The 17,711-nt window shown below is 49.7% G+C and carries 19 protein-coding genes; 3 read left to right on the top strand and 16 right to left on the bottom strand.

Annotated elements, in window-relative coordinates; genetic code table 11:
* A complete protein-coding gene (locus G4C92_RS11090) occupies nt 1-3,063 on the bottom strand; it encodes a glycoside hydrolase family 2 TIM barrel-domain containing protein (RefSeq protein ID WP_274939907.1) in 3,063 nt (1,020 codons plus the stop codon).
* Nucleotides 3,064-3,341: 278 nt separating this feature from the next.
* Here G4C92_RS11090 and G4C92_RS11085 point away from each other — a divergent pair, with 278 nt between their 5' ends.
* Complete coding sequence (locus G4C92_RS11085; protein ID WP_274939906.1) at nt 3,342-4,268, top strand: AraC family transcriptional regulator; 927 nt, start codon at nt 3,342-3,344, stop codon at nt 4,266-4,268.
* Nucleotides 4,269-4,324: 56 nt separating this feature from the next.
* Here G4C92_RS11085 and G4C92_RS11080 read toward each other — a convergent pair whose 3' ends face one another.
* The 14 genes from G4C92_RS11080 to G4C92_RS11030 form a co-directional block, all read right to left on the bottom strand.
* On the bottom strand, nt 4,325-4,708 hold the full coding sequence (locus G4C92_RS11080; RefSeq protein ID WP_274939905.1) for a replication initiator protein A: 384 nt from the start codon (nt 4,706-4,708) through the stop codon (nt 4,325-4,327).
* A 165-nt stretch (nt 4,709-4,873) separates the two neighbouring features.
* Nucleotides 4,874-5,905, bottom strand: coding sequence for a DUF5688 family protein (locus G4C92_RS11075; protein ID WP_274939904.1), 1,032 nt, complete (start codon nt 5,903-5,905; stop codon nt 4,874-4,876).
* Nucleotides 5,906-6,156: 251 nt separating this feature from the next.
* Nucleotides 6,157-7,233 (bottom strand): PDDEXK nuclease domain-containing protein, encoded by a 1,077-nt coding sequence (locus G4C92_RS11070; protein WP_274939903.1) that lies wholly within the window; start codon nt 7,231-7,233, stop codon nt 6,157-6,159.
* A gap of 47 nt (nt 7,234-7,280) precedes the next feature.
* Nucleotides 7,281-7,940 carry a hypothetical protein gene (locus tag G4C92_RS11065; protein WP_274939902.1) on the bottom strand — a complete coding sequence of 220 codons (660 nt, stop codon included), beginning with the start codon at nt 7,938-7,940 and terminating at the stop codon, nt 7,281-7,283.
* 20 nt (nt 7,941-7,960) lie between these two features.
* Nucleotides 7,961-8,182: a helix-turn-helix domain-containing protein gene (locus G4C92_RS11060; RefSeq protein WP_274939901.1), complete on the bottom strand. Its 222-nt coding sequence runs from the start codon at nt 8,180-8,182 to the stop codon at nt 7,961-7,963.
* Nucleotides 8,183-8,338: 156 nt separating this feature from the next.
* Complete coding sequence (locus tag G4C92_RS11055; protein ID WP_274939900.1) at nt 8,339-9,370, bottom strand: DUF6017 domain-containing protein; 1,032 nt, start codon at nt 9,368-9,370, stop codon at nt 8,339-8,341.
* 108 nt (nt 9,371-9,478) lie between these two features.
* On the bottom strand, nt 9,479-9,766 hold the full coding sequence (locus tag G4C92_RS15210; RefSeq protein WP_408611741.1) for a replication initiator protein A: 288 nt from the start codon (nt 9,764-9,766) through the stop codon (nt 9,479-9,481).
* A 13-nt stretch (nt 9,767-9,779) separates the two neighbouring features.
* On the bottom strand, nt 9,780-10,085 hold the full coding sequence (locus G4C92_RS14965; RefSeq protein WP_330654703.1) for a hypothetical protein: 306 nt from the start codon (nt 10,083-10,085) through the stop codon (nt 9,780-9,782).
* Nucleotides 10,086-10,163: 78 nt separating this feature from the next.
* Nucleotides 10,164-10,457 (bottom strand): hypothetical protein, encoded by a 294-nt coding sequence (locus tag G4C92_RS14960; protein ID WP_330654702.1) that lies wholly within the window; start codon nt 10,455-10,457, stop codon nt 10,164-10,166.
* Nucleotides 10,454-10,762: a ParB/RepB/Spo0J family partition protein gene (locus G4C92_RS14955; protein WP_330654701.1), complete on the bottom strand. Its 309-nt coding sequence runs from the start codon at nt 10,760-10,762 to the stop codon at nt 10,454-10,456. The genes G4C92_RS14960 and G4C92_RS14955 overlap by 4 nt, the downstream gene beginning before the upstream one ends.
* Complete coding sequence (locus tag G4C92_RS11045) at nt 10,731-11,537, bottom strand: ParA family protein (RefSeq protein ID WP_274939899.1); 807 nt, start codon at nt 11,535-11,537, stop codon at nt 10,731-10,733. Before G4C92_RS11045 ends, G4C92_RS14955 begins: the two co-directional genes overlap by 32 nt.
* Nucleotides 11,530-11,901, bottom strand: coding sequence for a hypothetical protein (locus G4C92_RS11040; RefSeq protein ID WP_408611775.1), 372 nt, complete (start codon nt 11,899-11,901; stop codon nt 11,530-11,532). Before G4C92_RS11040 ends, G4C92_RS11045 begins: the two co-directional genes overlap by 8 nt.
* Before the next feature lie 37 nt (nt 11,902-11,938).
* Nucleotides 11,939-13,039: a site-specific integrase gene (locus G4C92_RS11035; protein ID WP_274939897.1), complete on the bottom strand. Its 1,101-nt coding sequence runs from the start codon at nt 13,037-13,039 to the stop codon at nt 11,939-11,941.
* Nucleotides 13,040-13,042: 3 nt separating this feature from the next.
* Nucleotides 13,043-13,234, bottom strand: coding sequence for a DNA-binding protein (locus tag G4C92_RS11030; protein ID WP_274939896.1), 192 nt, complete (start codon nt 13,232-13,234; stop codon nt 13,043-13,045).
* A 216-nt stretch (nt 13,235-13,450) separates the two neighbouring features.
* Here G4C92_RS11030 and G4C92_RS11025 point away from each other — a divergent pair, with 216 nt between their 5' ends.
* Nucleotides 13,451-14,095: a helix-turn-helix domain-containing protein gene (locus G4C92_RS11025; RefSeq protein ID WP_274939895.1), complete on the top strand. Its 645-nt coding sequence runs from the start codon at nt 13,451-13,453 to the stop codon at nt 14,093-14,095.
* Nucleotides 14,096-14,305: 210 nt separating this feature from the next.
* On the opposite strand, the gene guaA is transcribed toward G4C92_RS11025, so the two are convergent.
* The gene (guaA, locus tag G4C92_RS11020) at nt 14,306-15,865 is read right to left on the bottom strand and encodes a glutamine-hydrolyzing GMP synthase (RefSeq protein WP_274939894.1); all 1,560 of its coding nucleotides are present in this window, start codon (nt 15,863-15,865) and stop codon (nt 14,306-14,308) included.
* A 340-nt stretch (nt 15,866-16,205) separates the two neighbouring features.
* Between guaA and G4C92_RS11015 the strand changes: the two genes are divergently transcribed.
* A complete protein-coding gene (locus tag G4C92_RS11015) occupies nt 16,206-17,657 on the top strand; it encodes a polysaccharide deacetylase family protein (protein ID WP_274939893.1) in 1,452 nt (483 codons plus the stop codon).
* Nucleotides 17,658-17,711 lie beyond the last annotated feature (54 nt).

Raw genomic sequence — 17,711 nt, 5'->3', positions numbered from 1 at the left:
TTACGATTTGTTTTCTGGAACAAGAGTCAGGGAAAAGGTAAAGCTGTCACTGTCAAAAAGATATTCTTTCTTCGGCCTTGGACCGCAGCTATTGGATCCGATTCCATCTTGGCGGTAGTCGATATTCAGGACAGTGTATCCACTCGGCTTCAGTTCCCAGTTGTGTGCTTTGGCGGTCAGCTCCTCCTGTGTGTAAGGTGATGCATTGAAGGAGAATGGTGCAGGGCTGATGGCGGTCAGAGAGAGAACACCATCTGTGATGCTCAGGAAATCGCAGTTCGTGTGGCTGCCATTTTCCTGTGGCTTAATATAGTCTTCATGCATAGAGGAAACCTTATCTGTGAACATGGCGTGCCAGCATGCCTGATGCTTGTCGATATAACTTTCCGTGGGACCAAGGCCAAGATAGCTGACGTCCTGCATCTGTTCTGGCAGGAAAAGCCGCAGACCAAAGCGGGGAAGATCGGGAAATTCCCGGTTCTTGTAAACCTGCATGTCAAGGTTCAGTGTCCCGTCGGGACCAATCTTCCAGGTCTCCCGGATGTCCAGAATCTTCTGCACGGAAGGAGCAATCAGTCCGATATGTGCAGTGATTTCAATGTTGGCTTTATTCTCGGCGAATGCCCAGGAGGTTTCGTAGGCTCTGATCAATGTGTGGTTGAACATTGCCTTTTCCCATTCCTTCCGGATGTACATATCATTGTCAGTGGGGGCTCTCCAGATATTGAGTTCCATTGGCTGGGCAATAAGATCGTTGTCATCCATTGTCATGTGAGAGAAGAGACCGGTCAAACGGTTAAAAGTATAGGAAAAATGCTTCCCTTCGATCTGAATCTCATCTTCTGTTGCTGTAAGGCGGAGAGGAGTATGAGCAGATCCTGACACGGCAGAAATCCTCTTCTTCAAATGCCGGACAATCTGATTTCGGGAGTCCGTGGTTACCAGGGGAACCTCATCAAATCCGAGAAGAAAGCCTTCATTCCGGAAAGAGTCTGCTCTTTTAAGACGATAAATAATCTTTAGCCACGTTTTGCCTTTTTCTGGAGCATTGACTGAGAAAGGAATCCATTTGTCTTCGCCTGGAAGAATGGATGGCATTTCTTCTTCCGGAATTCTTCCGCTGTCTGTGAGCATTCCGTCGCATCTGATTTCCCAGTAGATATCAAGATAATCGGAAAGGTCTGTGTCATGAAGCTCATTCTTCACCAGCAGGCCGATCTTTTCATCCCAGAGGATAACGCGGGCAGGACGGCAGACGTTTTTGTATTCGAGAAGTGCTGTATGAGGTCTTCTGTCGGGGTAAACCATACCATCAACGCAGAAGTTGCCATCATGGAGAAGTTCACCATGATCTCCACCGTAGGTGTAAATCTTCTTGCCTTCAACTGTTACACCTTCATCGATTGCATGATCGCACCATTCCCAGACGAAGCCTCCACACATGCAGTCGTACTGATCGATCAGGCGGAAATAGTCTTCATAGTCGCCGGCACCATTGCCCATGGAATGACAATATTCACACATGAGGAATGGCTTATCAGGATTGGATTCACAGTACTCTGTCACCTGATCGAAGGCAGGATACATCCGGCTGTAAAGATCAATGTTCGAATAGTCATATTTTCTTTCTTTCCCGCGGTAATATGCGCTCTCATAATGCGTGAGTCTTCCGGGATCCTTGTCTTTGGTCCATGCAAGGGCTCGTTCAAACGTGCATCCGTACCCACATTCATTACCCATGGACCAGACAAGGACGGAAGGACGGTTCTTATCCCGCTCAACCATCTTCTTTATCCGATCCAGCGTAGCTTCATTGAAAGCGGGATTATCTGAGATCATTTCGTTCCATCGGGCGGCCCGTTCTTCATCGGTATCTTTCTGGTAATACAGCATCCAAGGACCGTGACTTTCATTATCGGCTTCATCAATAACCATGAAGCCATAACGGTCGCACATCTGCAGAAACATAGGCGGTGCGGGGTAATGGCTGGTCCTGATAGCATTGATATTGTGCTGCTTCATTAGAGAAAGATCCTTTTTCATAGTGGCCACGGTCTGAACATAGCCATTTACAGGATCCGAATCATGGTGATTGACACCGCGGAATTTGAGCTGCTTTCCGTTGAGGAGAAGGACATTTCCATCCACATTTACTTCGCGGATACCGATGGTTTCTTCAATGACCTCTCCAGGGGTAGACAGCACCAGGGAATAAAGCGCGGGGTGTTCGCTGTCCCATAATTCAGGATGATCAAGCGTAATAAGGGTTTCATCGGTAAAAGAAACAGAGACAATCTTGTTCCCTTCCGGGTCGAAGAGATCAGCTGAGACTGGGAGTGGATCATCTGCACATTCTGTATGAATTGAAACAACAGCAGAATCTCCTTTGATCTGAGTTTGAATAAAGTAATCGAAGATGAAGTTCGCAGGACGATTCATGAGATAAACGTCACGGAAGATTCCGTTCATGCGGAACATATCCTGGTCTTCCAGATAGCTTCCGTCGCACCATTTTAGAACCAGAACGGCTAGGGTGTTCTCACCTTCCTGAAGAAAATCACTTACTTCAAACTCAGAGAGGGCATGGGAAACCTGACTGTAACCGACATAACGTCCATTCAGCCATACGTAGAAGCAGGAGGCAACACCTTCAAATTCCAGAAAACAGCGTGGTACCTCCGGATCCTTATGATACTCAAAAGAAGTGAGATATGCTCCGCAGGGATTGTCGATAGGAACGTAAGGTGGATCAACCGGGAAAGGATAGCGAATGTTGACGTATTGATGCTGGTCAAAACCCTGTGTCTGCCACATCCCAGGAACATGGATTTTTCCGAAGGCCGATGAATCAAAATCCGGGAGCCAGAAGCGGTCTTCCATCTCACGAATACTGTCGTAGTAGCGGAATGCCCAGTCTCCGTTCAGAAACTGCAGTCGGTCTGACTCCTCTCGGTGTTCAACCGGATCTGGTATCATTTCGGAGGCTGGGACATAATATGCGCGGTCAGGCATTGTGTTCTCGTGGAGAACATCGAGATTTTCAAAATTGTTCTTTACAACCATTGGGAATCTCCTTTCTGTATCACATGAGGTTTCAATCTATTTCATGACATTACCATGTCATGCATTTTCTTGACTCGGAACAGAATTCATATGATGTTCATCCATTGCTGTCATTTATTTCTGTTTATCTGTAGTTTATCGGTGTTAATGAGAAATTCATATAAAGAAAAATAGATGAAACATGCACAAAATGATACAATATCTGAAAAGCCGGGGTCGGTGCGACAGCAGAAGGCTTCTGGGAGTGTGAATAATGTATCATCAAGGGGAAAGTCGTTATGCCTGAGGAAAAAGATCTCATTGTCGATAACGCCTACTATAAGAATAACCGGATAGACTTTAAGGACAGAAAACATCCGCTGTTTGTTGGCAGCTGCGGGATGTTCCGTTTGATCAGTCGGCCGCGGCTTCCGACGTATAGACCGAGAGGAAGGCTCGACTTTCAGCTGCTGTATGTGGCGCATGGCAGAGCTTATTTCTATTTCAATGGGAAACGACAGATCGTCAACGCAGGTAATATGGTGCTGTACCGTCCGAGAGAAGAACAACGGTATTATTATTACGGTGTTGACCGGACTGAAGTTTACTGGGTTCACTTCACTGGAAATGACGTGACGAATATCCTTCGAAAGTACGGATTTAAGGATCATGAGCATGTAATCTATACGGGTACGTCCGTTGAGTATAAGAATCTGTTTCAGAGGATGATCGAGGAGCGAAAAGGAAACCGGACGGATAACGAAGAACTTCTTGTAATGTACCTGCGGGAAATCTTTATCATGATTCACAGACTGGACGGAGAGCATGTTACACCAAAGAATCCGTTCCTGTCTGAAGAAATGGTACATGCCGTTGCTTATTTTCACGAGAACTACAGGAAGCAGATCAGCATAGAAGAGTATGCGGCTGCAAGAGGAATGAGCATCAGCTGGTTCATTCGAAGTTTCAAACGATATACGGGGCATACACCAAATCAATATATTCTTTCCCTTAGAATCTCTAATGCGCAGATCCTTTTGGAGACGACTGCGTACAGCGTGCAGGAAATTGCCTCTGTCGTTGGCTATGATAATCCGCTGTACTTCAGCAGGCTTTTTCATAAGCTGTGCGGACAGTCCCCGAGAGAATTCCGTGATCAGTTTAAAGAAGAAGAGAAGGACGTAGAGGGCCGTAAAGAGAAGGACGGGATTGAATTTGGCGAATGATTCTCTTCTGCACATCCGGGAGAACAACAAGAAATAGTCTGATTACTGTAAGAACATCAAGTAGGGAGAAGAGACGCCTGTGGATCAGTTGTATCCGCGAGGTTGTCTCTTTTTGGCTTTCCCTGCCCTTGCCGTTCCTTCTCAAGAAAACCCTTCTCCTGCAGCTCTGTTATAAGCTTTCCTGCCGTTCTGACCGAGCACCCCAGTTCTTCCGAGATCTGCCGGATTGTGCAATAAATGTATCTCCTGCCCTTTTCGTCTTCCCACCCATACTTTTCAGCGAGGCAGGTCCGATAACGGAGAAGTCCATATAGCTGTCTCGACAATGGCGTTATCTCCCGGTATGGCTGCGCTTCGTACAATGACAAAGGAATTTGCGTAAAGCTGTTCTGTTCCGGCTCTTCCGTCCGGACACTGTCATTTGCCAGTTGCTTTTTCATTTTTACCTTTCAGTTTTTTATAGCAGGGAAAGCAATAATCGCGTCCCCTTCCATAGCAGCATGGATGCAGGCAGTTTCGAGGCATTGCAGTCTTGGTGGGAAATGCCGGCGGTATGGAATCCATCTTGCCGGTCCCGATCTTTTGTGAGTTATAAGCTTTGCACATCAGATTTCCTTGCCTCCCTTCACTTTTGATGTTGAAGCACGCTCCATCCTGTTTGCTTTTTCCTCGGAAACGCGCTGTGATTTCTTCGCGAGATTTCCAAGAAGTGACCCTTTTCCTCTGTCCCTTTTCTTCCTTGCCGCAAATTGTTCTGCCTTCTCAAAGACATGTTCCCGACTATCAAAGTGATAAGCTGTATCACTGAGCCTCTCCTCCGGAGCCACTTCAGTCTGATTGACAGCCTGTACAAGATCAGTGAGTTCCTCCGCGTGAAGAAATCCATTGTCTTTTGCAAGAATCACCTCGTGTATGCTCGATGGAAGAACAAAAAAATCTCCTCCGAGCTGCTGTGCTGCCTGATCAAGGAATCCGGGATACGCAATTACTCCTGCTCCGTGAATTGCATCAGGAGAGGAAGCGATAAACAGGAACTCATCGGCACCCAGAGGTTCCTGACGCAGGACCTCAGACATTGGTGCGATGGCTGCCGGACGGATCCTGGCTGCATTTTCCAGAGCATCACGCTGCAGCTGTTCTGGTGTTATGCCATACTGCTGTAGCAGGGAATTATTGATCAGGATCGTGCCTTTCGAAATGTCGTCCGGATCTGCCATCACCTTGCACACAAGGGCCATGTCGGCGATATTCCCGTGCGGGACATCATGAAGACGATTTCTGCTCTGATTTCCAGAGACAAGATCTACAATCAGCCTGTCCTTTACATTTTCATAATCGGTAATGAAACTCACATCCATCCTGGACATCTGAGCAAGCGCGTGACTGATCTGATGTGTCAAATTTTCCGCGATCTCATCAATCGACATTCCCGAAAGATATGTCTCATACGCCTTTGAAAGGTTCGCGCTGACCGCCATTTCAGTGCCGTTCAGCTTCACGTTCACCGCCTCATAACTGCCGCCGGCCGTTTCTACGCTTCTCACACCGACTGTAATGTGACCATACCCGTTCTCCTGCAGGCGATCGATCAGCTCATCTGTCACTCGGTCTGCAAAATCTTCAAATTCTTTTGTCATAGGCTCCTCTCTTTAGCGCCTGCCGGATACTTCCGTTTTTCAGGCATAAGAAAAGCGCCAGACCCGTGACGCTTCTGTCACGAGCTGACGCTCTGGTAATAAATATGCTGTTTTCTTCTGCAAAAGAAAGACTCCGGTTTGGGATCTTCGGTTCCCTCTCCGATTGTCCAGTATAAGAATATCACCCGGAAAATCGTCTGGAAATACTCAGTCGGTACTCATCCGGTACTCAGTTGGTACTCACTATCCGCTTAATTCAACTCCTGTTCGATTTCCTCAATGGTCGGCATGGACTGCTTGAAATTCTCCGGGATGAATTTGGATAATTCATATTCTGAGATCCCGATGGGAACATTTACACTGTTCAATGCATATCTGGCAAGTACCGCATCTTTGGTCTTGCAGATCAGGAGCCCGATCGTCGGTGTATCCCCGTCTCTTTTCAGAATGCCGTCTACAGCCGCAACATAGGTGCCGAGCTGCCCCATGTCTCCCGGTTCAAAGGCTCTGGTCTTGACTTCTATGACCACATAGCAGTGCAACGCAATGTTATAAAACAGTTCATCGATGAACTGTTCTGTCTTGCCGACATTCAGTCTGTACTCCCTCCCGACGAATGCAAACCCGGTTCCCAATTCGAGAAGGAAACGCTGAACATTGTCCATCAAGGCATCTTTCAGCTCTTTTTCATCGTATCGTTCCCGTAGCGTCAGGAAGTCAAAATTGTAGGGATCCTTCGTCATCTGCTGGGCAAGGTCGCTCTCCGCATCCGGCAGCCGCTTATCAAAATTTGTGATAGCCTTTCCCTGCCGCTCATAAAGATCCGTATCAAGGAAATTCAGGAGAACAGCCCGGGACCAGTTGTTTTCCATGGTCTTCTCTGCGTAAAACAATGCTTTTTCCGGATCATCTCTACATTTATCCAAAATATTCACGATATGTCCCCACGGTATACAGAATATCGGTGATAATTGTGCAACAGCTTGTTGCAGAATTTCAGTTCCTTCAGAAACTGCAACAGCTTGTTGCGAAATTTCAGGGGAAGAAAACAGCCGATAATAGTGGTTCATGTACCGCAGGTTCCGTGGTGAGAAGGAATGCATGCCTGGCAAAGCTGCCTTTAAGTCCTTGCTGATCTGCTCATACAGCTTTGATCCCCAGCTGTATTTCTGCTTTTCCTGCTCAATACCTTCTCCAAGTCTCCAGTAAAACTTCAGCATCTCAGAGTTTACTGTTGACGCAGCCTTTATCTGGCTTTTCCTAAAGTCGCTGCTGATCTGCTGTATCCAGCGTTTATATTCATCATCTATCCTGATCTGGTCACTCATAAACCTTTCTCCCCAATAAAGCAATCGGCAGCTTCAGCCTGTCCGATTTATGAATACGACATATCCTGCAGATTCCCAGTTTTCCGCCTAAACAAAACCACTGCCAGTAAGATCAGCACTGCCCCGACAACACACGCTGCATTAATGATCCATTCGATTCTGTCGGCACTGCGTCCAAGTCCGACAAAATACGGTTTCCAGATACCTTCCGCCAGGAATCCGAAAAGACTTACTGCAGACAGGCCGTACAGCGCACCCGAGAGAATGCCCGCAAGGATTCCTCTGCTTCCGCGCTCTTCTGGTAGATTTCGCAGATTGACCCGTACTGCGAATACCGAAAGCAGAAGGTACACGACCGAGACAAAAAGGCAATACCCCATGGAATCCGGAGTCAGTCCTTCAAAGACGACCGCTCCGATCGCGCCCATAAAAACACAGCAGAAAAACGTAATGACTGCACGGGAAACATGCTTTATGTGCATCAGGACAGCAATCCCCGCCTCGACGAGTGCCAGAAGCACAATAAAACACATCCACGGATGCCCGGGAATCCACGTCTGAATTCCCGGATTCTGGCTGTAAATAATCAGGCTGGCGATGCCGCCAAGCACATACGGCATATACGCCAGCGTTAGTCCCATGACCGCCAACGCGATACAGACAGCCAGATAGATCAGGTAGAGTATGACTCCGAGCACGGCCATCATGACAGATCCTCCTTGCAAGACTATTTTTTGATCAGTTTCTCCATCTCCACTTTATAGGCGATCAGCCGGAGAAGATAATCCGGCATTTTGCGGTGTCCCAGTTCCCAATCCGTGATCGTCGGATAAGGTATGCCGAAATATTCCGCGAATTCCTTTCGATTCATCCCTGTACTCTCGCGAATCCGGCGGATTTCATCCCCCGAATTCTTATTCTCCAGATTGTTGTTTTCATCCTTGTCCATGATGATTACCCCTATGTATTTATGCATTGCATATTTATCTAATTTCATTATATTTATGCTCTGCATAAATAGCAAGCACTTATCACGTAGTTCTGAAATATTCCAGCAATAATACAGAATTACCGTTCCGGCTTACTTACGGCTCTCACTTTTTCTTCAGCGCCTTGCCAGCTCCGGCATGTCATGATTCACTTCTGCCTGATAATAACCGTCTATCGTCGCCGGTGCATTGAACAAGGCCGCAAGCATGTATTTACGGATGTTGCGGACCTTGGTTGTATTTGCCAGTATGCAGTCCATCACGTAGTGAATGTGGTCATACCGCAGTTTCCGAAACCGCTCCCGGACAAGTTCAACCGGCAGGCGGCTGCTGGCAATCACGATGCTCTCTGACTGCGATGCTTCAATCTCAAGCATCAGCTCACAGATCCCATCAATCATTTCGTCCTGAAACGGGTATTCCTGCAGAAGGGCTTCATAATCGATTCTATTTCGGATCTCCCTCATCGGATTCGCTGCTCCTGTAACCGCTCCGCTCTGACAGCCATTATTCCCCAACTGTGTTGTCCGGATATTGTCTGCCTTCCCCTCCGCCAGAGATACAATAAGATCAGATGAGATAAGCTCCCTCTCCGTCTGATTCATTTCAGTATTACTCTTATTATTCTTATTAGGGTTGGTTTTTCCAACCTCTAGAGGTTTATTTTTCAAACTTCCAGAAGTTTGTTTTTCGGACTTCTTGAAGTTTGTTTTTCCAACTTCTGAGGCAGGTTCCGGCAGCTCCTCCGACGACTTTTTCTGCACTTTTCCGGCATCCGTCGGGATAAAGAAGTTCTTTACATAAATCACGGTAGGTTTTCCCTGACCCTGCCGCCGCTTCTCAATCAGGCCAATCCCCTTCTCACTGTCCAGCTCGGAGAGCAGCTGCACCGCCTTGTTCTTCCTGCAGTTCAGATATTCCATCGTATCTTCAACGGAAAAATAGATATAAACCCGGTTCTGCTCATCTATCCAGTGATTTTTGACGGATAGGCTGATTCGGTCCAGCATCAGACCATATAACACCTTGGCATCCGTGGACAGATTCCGGAAATATCGGTTGGTAAACAGCTGCTTGGGAATACGGTAGAACGTGAACTGATCCGCTTCGCCGCCGGTGAAATATTTCAGGATCGGCTTCTCATCCATAGCGATCCCCCTCTCCAGAAGTGCACAATTTACACTTCATGATTACTCGCCGGAAGGAAATTCCGGACATAAATGCGATTCGGAAATCCCCGGCCCTGCTTTCTCCGCTCAATCAATCCGACTTTCTCCAGTTCCAAAAGGCAGCTCTTGACTTTCCTCTCTGACAAATGAAGATCTTCCGTAAGCTCCGGCACCGGATACACGACATATACATGCCCCCTCCGAATCCAGCCAGCGATTTTTCGGAGAGGCGCTCATCCGGTCGAATAGAAGCCCGTACAAAATCCTCGACGGATTAGACAGATCCGCGAAATAGTCGCTGCTGATCAGAGTCTTCGGAATCCGAACAAACTCATACTGTTCCGCTTCACTGCCTGCGATATAAGAAAACTGCATTCCGCCCTCCTTCTTAATCCTGGCGATTTCCTGCACTCCATTCCTGCAGGAGCTTCAGAATGACCTCTTCTCTCTGCTGGCCTGTGAAGTGCGGCGGGAAATATTTATTGAGCTTTGCGCCAGAGAATGTCACACGCCCTGTATCCTTCGGCTTCGGGAGCGCATCATTCATCAGCTGAATCAATGTGAACTGTGTCAGTTGTTCCGGGTGATCAACCGCGCGAACTGCCATGACCTGTTCCTTCTTCAGGAATCCGTTATCCTTCACATACTCATAGATCCAACTCTGTATCTGCCTGTCGAGATATGAGATCTCCACAGCAAGGGCGATGGCTACCCGCTTCTGATCGACGAGATCAAGGAGACGGGAATCCAGTTCAGTGAGGCGGATATAATTCTAAACCTGTCTTCCCTTTAACCCCATGGATTCTCCAACTTCCTCTCTGGCTTTTCTATCAAAGTTTGACGAGGTGTTTAACTTGTGGCATTCAGTGCCACAAGTTCCAGAGTCAGACACATTATTCTGACTTGCGACTTCCGCTTTTCTCCGCATTGCGAGGTCTGTCCGCGCCCCCTGTCTCCTCATGGCATCCATCTTCATCTTGAGTGAGAAAGCTCTCTCACTCGGCAGTATTTCCTCCCTCTGCATGTTCGCGTCCACCATTGCGATGGTTGCTTCATCATCCGTCATCGGTTTGATGATCGCCGGGATCGTCGCAGGCCTGCAAGCTTCGCCGCATGCATTCTCCGATGCCCGGAGATCATCTCATAGGTTCCCTCATCATCCGGACGAACCAGCACCGGCACGAGCACGCCGTGCTGACGTATGCTCTCCACCAGTTCCTGCATCCTGTCATCATCCAGAACCTTAAATGGATGATTCTCAAACGGAAAAATCTGATCAATGCGGATTTCTGAAGTCGCGTCCTTTGCAACCGGCGCTCCCAGCAGTTCCTCAACCGACTCAAAATGCACCTTTTCTCTCTTCGCTGTCATTCTCCAGAACCTCCTCCGTTAATTCTCTGTATGCCTTTGCCGCCTTGCCCTGCGGATCATAATCATAGATGTTTTTTGCTGCCTGACTTGTTTCCGAAGCCTTAACAGACATCGGAATCACCATCTGGAAAATCGGAATTGTGCCTCCGTAAGCCTGATTCACCTCTTCCACGATTTCCTTTGCATACAGGGTTCTCCTGTCCACCATCGTGAACAAAATTCCTTCAATAGAAAGCGCACTGTTGAGGCGCCGCTTTACCGTATAGATCGTCCGGATCAGCTGCTGCAGGCCGCGAACCGGCAGATACACCGGCTGTACCGGGATCAGAACACTTCCGGCACAGGCCAGTGCACTTACCGTGAGCATTCCAAGCGACGGCATACAGTCGATCAGAATATAGTCGTAACTGCCGGAGATCCGCTCCATGTAAGAGCGCAGCACCAGCTCGCGGCTCATCTCATTGACCAGAGACACTTCTGTCGCGGAAAGATCAATGCTGGAGGGAATCAGATCCAGACGCTCCGCGATAGAATGAATAGCATATCCTTCCGGAATCACTTCGTCATTCACGGTTCTCATGAAAATATCAGTGATTGTTCCATCCAGTTTATCCGGCTCACGGAATCCCATGCTGATGGTCAGAGATGCCTGTGGATCCAGATCCACCATCAGAACCTTTTTTCCTGCTCCGGCAAGACCGGCGCCCAGGTTTACGACTGTAGTAGTCTTTCCGACGCCACCTTTCTGATTCGCAATGGCAATGATCTTACTCATACTGCTTCTTCCTTTCTGCCATAAGCCTTTCCAGTTTTTGCAGGTGCATCATCTTGTTGTATTGCGTCTCCTGCATTACCGGCTGTTTTCCTTGCTTCTTCGGCTGTTCCTGAAATGCTCTCAGGATTTCCAGCATGGTCCGTACCGGCGTCATCAGCTCCTCCTCCATCTCCGAAGCAGAATCCAGCCGCTTAAGCTCGGTCAGAATTTCCCTGAGATCCTTCCGGAACTGTACCAGCATCTGCGCATTACCGACTGCATTTACCTCGTTATGAAGAACTGCATAGATCAGATAATCCTGCTTTGTCCGATATCCCAAAAGTTTTACTCTGTCGTTCAGCTCCGCTTCTTCCTCCGGCGACATGCGAAAGGCAATGGTCCTAGACCGGAGGCGGTTGTGATCATCTTTGTTCTTTTGCGACATTCAGGATTGCCTCTCTTTCCTTGTTCAGCTCGGACGCCATTTCCGTCTGTATTGATGGGAATAAATGCGCATACCGATAGGTAATATCCACTGCCTCATGGCCTACCCGATTCCCGATGGCAAGCGCGGAGAATCCCATATTGATCAGCAGCGACACATGGCTGTGCCGGAGATCATGAATCCGAATCCGTTTCACGCCGCTGAGCTTCACTCCACGATCCATCTCATGATGCAGAAAGCTCTTGCTGATGCAGAAGATCCGGTCCGTCGGACCGACCTTATACAAATGGCTCAGATACTCCTTCACTTCGAGTGTCAGAAATTCAGGCATAATGATGACACGTCTGCTTTTCGGCGTCTTTGGATCTGTGATGACATCCTCGCCGTGAATCCGCTGAAGAGATTTATTGATGCGGAGCGAATTTTTCTCCAGGTCGAAATCCTCCGGCGTAAGAGCCAGCAGTTCACCGAGACGGACGCCGCACCAGTACAGAATTTCAAACGCCATATACGTCTCTTCCTTGTCCGCCACCTTCTCAACAAAGGTTTCATATTCTTCCTGTGTCCAGAAACGCATTTCGCCGGTTTCTTCCTTTCCCATGTTGCCGGCCCTGCGGGCTGCATTAAACCGCAGCCCGTACAGATTCACGGCATGATTCAGGATGGCGCTCAGCTGGTTGTGAATCGTCTTCAGATACGTCTTGGAATAACCTTCTCCAAAGGAATTCCGGTAGCTGAGAAGCTCGTTCTGCCAGTTCACAATATCCGACGGCGTTATCTCCGACATTTTCTTATTTTTAAAATAAGGAAGGATCTTTGTCCGGATGATGTGCTCCTTGCTGTTCCACGTATTGAGACGGAGGCGCGGTTTCATGTCATTGCTGTAAACCTCAACGAAATCGGAGAATGTCATGGACATGTCATAATGCTTCTGAAGCTTGAATGCCCGCTCCCATTCCACCGCGTCCTGCTTCTTCTCAAAGCCCCGCTTTGTCTTCTGTTTACGCTCGCCGGTCCAGTCCTCGTAATAAGTTCGGACTTCCCATTTTCCGGTCTTTTCGTTTTTGATCACTGCCATGGATTAGTCCTCTTTTGCAGAACAGCCGTAAAATACTTCCTCAAAATACTTACGGCTGATTCTACCTCTTACCGTGTGATACCCCTTGGCAATCATCTCGTCATTCAACTGGCGGATGATCTTGTATGCCATGCTGTCTGAAACACCGAGAATCTCCTGAATATCTGCTGCTTTCATAAATCTGCTGCCGTTCATTTCTTATCCTCCTGTACGTATGTTTTTGTTGTTAGCAGTTCATTTATGAACTGTTTCATATCCTCATCCTAACAGTTCATTTTTGAACTGTCAATACATCCAGGCAAAAAACATTTCATTTCTGCACTGTTTTTGATATACTTACTGTAGTTCCGAAGCTCCGGAAGGCTGCTGACGAACAAAGGACCAGACAATCATGTACGAAAGAAGGAAGATATGCCTGACAAGGATTCCCTGTTCATCCACTCCATCGGCAGTAAGATCCGTCTCTACCGGAAGTATCGCGGACTGACGCAGAAGGAGCTCGGTGATGCATGTGGCTTAAATGAATCAACCATCCGAAACTATGAGCTTGGCAACCGGTATCCGGACAAGCAGACCCTGACACAGATTGCTGATACTCTTCACATTGATGTTTTCAGTCTCCTGGATCCGGATCCCACCGATCCGACCGGAGCCATTCATGTCCTGTTTGATATCGAGCGCTGCTACGGCCTCATCCCTAAGGAGATAGACGGCCGACTGTGCCTTGTTCTCGATCAGGACGCAGATGCTGGTGTAAAGAAAGCTCTCACCTCCTCTGAAAAGTTAAAACGTCTGCAGTTTCGGGAAAGTCTCGCCTTATGGGAGCATGTCCGCAAGGTTTACGACGAAGGCAATCTTCTGGACGAGGAATATGACGACTGGAAAAGCGCCTGGCCTGACTTTATCGACAAAGACCAGATGTACGGTTATACTCCGAATCCCGAAATCGCAAACAAACTCCAGAAACTGCAGGGTGAGAATAAAACGACTGCCACACCTGATTCCGGGGCAAAAGCGAAAAGAAAACGCAAGCCGGAGAAGCAGGATACGGACTGACCGTGGCTGTGAAGTTAAAAAAAGCCGGGTCTTTCACCCGGTAAATTCATGGACGGATGTCCCGAATGGGACAGGACGTGAAATCAGAAGAAAAAATTTACATCATTCATTCAGTGACGATCCTTTTGGGAGTATTGTCGTTGTATTGTCACTGAACAGAAAAAGAGGCTGTAACCCCGCTGAATATAAGGGTTTACAGCCTCTGTCTTATCATTCGAGCTCAATCGTCGCCGGCGGTTTGCTCGTGATGTCGTAGAAGACGCGGTTCACATGCTCCACCTCATTGATGATCCGGTTCATGGTCGTCTTCAGGACAGTGTACGGGATCTCCGTCACGTCCGCCGTCATGAAGTCGACGGTATTGACCGAGCGCAGGGCAATCGCATAGTCGTAGGTGCGTTCATCACCCATCACGCCGACCGATCGAAGATTCGTCAGCGCCGCGTAGTACTGGCTGGCGGTCCTGTCGAGTCCGGCTTTTTCCATCTCTTCCCGGAAGATCGCATCCGCATCCTGCACGATCCTGACTTTTTCTGCGGTCACTTCTCCGATGATACGGATTCCGAGGCCGGGACCAGGGAACGGCTGACGGCTGACCAGCTTTTCAGGTATCCCGAGATGCCGTCCGACCTTGCGGACTTCGTCCTTGAACAGATTTCTAAGCGGCTCGACGATTTCCTTAAAATCGACGTAGTCGGGAAGACCTCCGACGTTGTGATGCGACTTGATCGTCGCGGATTCACCGCCGAGTCCGGACTCGACAACATCCGGATAGATGGTTCCCTGCACGAGATAATCCACCCTTCCGATTTTCTTCGCCTCGTCCTCAAAGACGCGGATAAACTCTTCGCCGATGATTTTCCGCTTCCGCTCCGGCTCGGTCACGCCGGCCAGCTTCTTATAGAAGCGTTCCTGCGCGTTCACCCGGACGAACTGAAGGTCGTAGGGACCGTTCGGTCCGAAGACTTCCTCGACCATATCGCCTTCGTTCTTCCGGAGAAGACCGTGATCCACGAAAACACAGGTCAGATTTTTGCCGACCGCCTTCGCGAGAAGCACAGCCGCCACAGAGGAATCCACGCCGCCGGACAGCGCGCAGAGAACCTTTCCGTCTCCGATCCGGCTGCGAAGCTCCTCTATCGTCCGCTCCGCGAAATCATCCATCCTCCAGTCCCCGCTGCAGCCGCAGATATCAAGGACGAAATGACGGATCATCTCAAACCCGTGTTCTGTGTGAAGCACCTCCGGGTGGAACTGGATCGCGTAGAGACCGCGGGCCGCATCCTCCGCCGCCGCGACCGGGCAATTCGCCGTATGGGCCGTCACGCGGAAGCCGTCCGCGATCCGGCTGATGTAATCATTGTGGCTCATCCAGCAGGTCGTCGGCGAAGCGATTCCATCAAACAGGGCTGATTTCGGCTCATCGAGTATGACTTCCGTTTTGCCGTATTCCCGTTCCGGCGCCCTTTCGACTTGTCCGCCGAGCACATGCTGCATCAGCTGCGCCCCGTAGCAGAGTCCCAGAACCGGAACCCCCAGTGAGAACAGTTCCGGCGAACAGACGGCCGCATCCGGCGTGTAGACGCTGTTGGGGCCTCCCGTCAGAATGATGCCCTTCGGCTGCATGGCCCGAATCTGCTCAAGCGGCGTACGGTAGGAATAAATCTCGCAGTACACGCTGCACTCCCGCACGCGGCGTGCGACCAGCTGGTTGTACTGCCCTCCGAAATCGATGACAATGACTTTCTCGTGTTGTTGTACGTGATCCATCCGGTATCCTTTCGATTGTGTCATCCTGTCTCTCAGGTCATACCGGCATACGGCTGACCCGACATCGAATTATTTATATCACACTCGGATCAAAAAGCCAATGTCTGCGCCTTTCTCCGGAGCCTCCGGACAGACAGACCCGTCCGCCGGTTCATTCCGGGTCAGGGATCGGCCTTAGCGGTTCCGGCTCTGCCGGAGGCGTCACCCGCCGGCCTGTGCCGGGGCGGGGATCGGCCTTGAAGGCCGAGTGCACACAATGCTATAATAAGGAAACATTCAGCATGAGACAGAAGGCCGCCAGGACGGTTGAAGCGGCGGCTGCATTGACAGGAACAGGGATATGGCGGATCAGAACAGCAAAAAAAAAGACAGCAGAGGCAGACGAAGACAGCTCAGGATCATTTTCACCTGCCTGCTTCTTCTGGCCGCGGCCATCGGGCTGCTCATCTACGGCTTTTTCAGGCTGCGGTCAAGTCGAACGCCTGACCCGGCGAGAGCCGCAAGGATGGAGAAAATCAGCCAGGAAGAATCCGCGATCAAAGCACGGCGCAACACGATTGCGAAGGCGAAGCAGCTGGCCTCCGGATACGACTATGACGCCGCCATCGCGCTGCTGCAGCAGGAAGACAACTACACTTCCGACTCCGAGCTGGTCAACGCGATCGCGGCATTCACGGCAGATAAGGCCGCGCTGGAAACGAAGGATCCGACCACGGTTCCCCATATTTTCTTTCACTCTCTGATCGTCGATACATCGCGCGCGTTTGACACATCGAAATGGAGCACAAGAGAGATTAACGGAATCAACGCGTGGATGACGACGATCGATGAGTTCGACAAGATGATCCAGCAGCTTTACGACAACGGGTATGTGCTGGTGAAGGCGCGCGATCTCGTGACGGAGTACAAGGGCGAAGACGGGTATGTGCATTTCAAGAAGAGCTCTTCTCTGAGACTGCCGCCGGACAAAAAGCCTCTGGTACTCTCAGTCGATGACTGGAGCTACTACCACACCTACACCGGAAAAGGGTTCGCGGACAAGGCGGTGCTCGATTCGAAGGGCAATGTCAAAGTCCAGTATACCGATGCCGATGGAAATGCATCTGTCGGCGATTACGACGTGGTGCCGCGGCTCAATACCTTCATCGCCTCGCATCCGGATTTTTCCTATAAGGGCGCCCGCGGACTCATCGCGATGACCGGATACAACGGCGTCTTCGGATACCGGACTGACACTGCCTACCGGACCGGTGAAAATCTCGATGAGGACCAGAAAAAGTGGCTCGAAGAGCATCCGGACTTCAGCTGGGATCAGGATGTAGCCGATGCGAAGAAGATCGCCGACGCGGTGAAGAAGGAAGGCTGGGAATTCGCCTGTCACACCTGGGGGCATCTGAGCGTAACCGGCAAATCCGTCGAGACGCTGAAAACGGACCAGGGGAAGTGGCAGGCCACGGTCGCCAATATCACCGGGCAGACTGACACGATCATCTTCGCCCACGGCAACGATATCGGGAACTGGAAGCCGTATGATATGTCGACCAACCCGGTCTTCGCTTACTATAAGAACGCCGGCTACAACTATTATATGAATGTGGACGCATCACAGAAGCACTGGGTACAGATCAATGATCTCTCGTTCCGTCAGGGGCGGATCGACTGCGACGGGCTGCAGATGTGGCGCGCCTTGTCCGGAAGTGCGAAGATCAATGTCTTCGAGGACCTGTTTGACGTCAAATCCGTCTTCAGTTCCGCTCGGCCGACGCCGGTCACAGCGGAAGGGAAAGCATAAGCTCTCCTTCCATTCCGGCGGAATGCGTGCCAGCGCGGTTCGCTTTCCGGCGCT

Source organism: Chordicoccus furentiruminis (assembly GCF_019355395.1).
Taxonomy (GTDB): domain Bacteria; phylum Bacillota; class Clostridia; order Lachnospirales; family Lachnospiraceae; genus Chordicoccus; species Chordicoccus furentiruminis.
The sequence above is the reverse complement of the archived record's forward strand: the minus strand, read 5'-3'. Positions and strand labels throughout refer to the sequence as shown.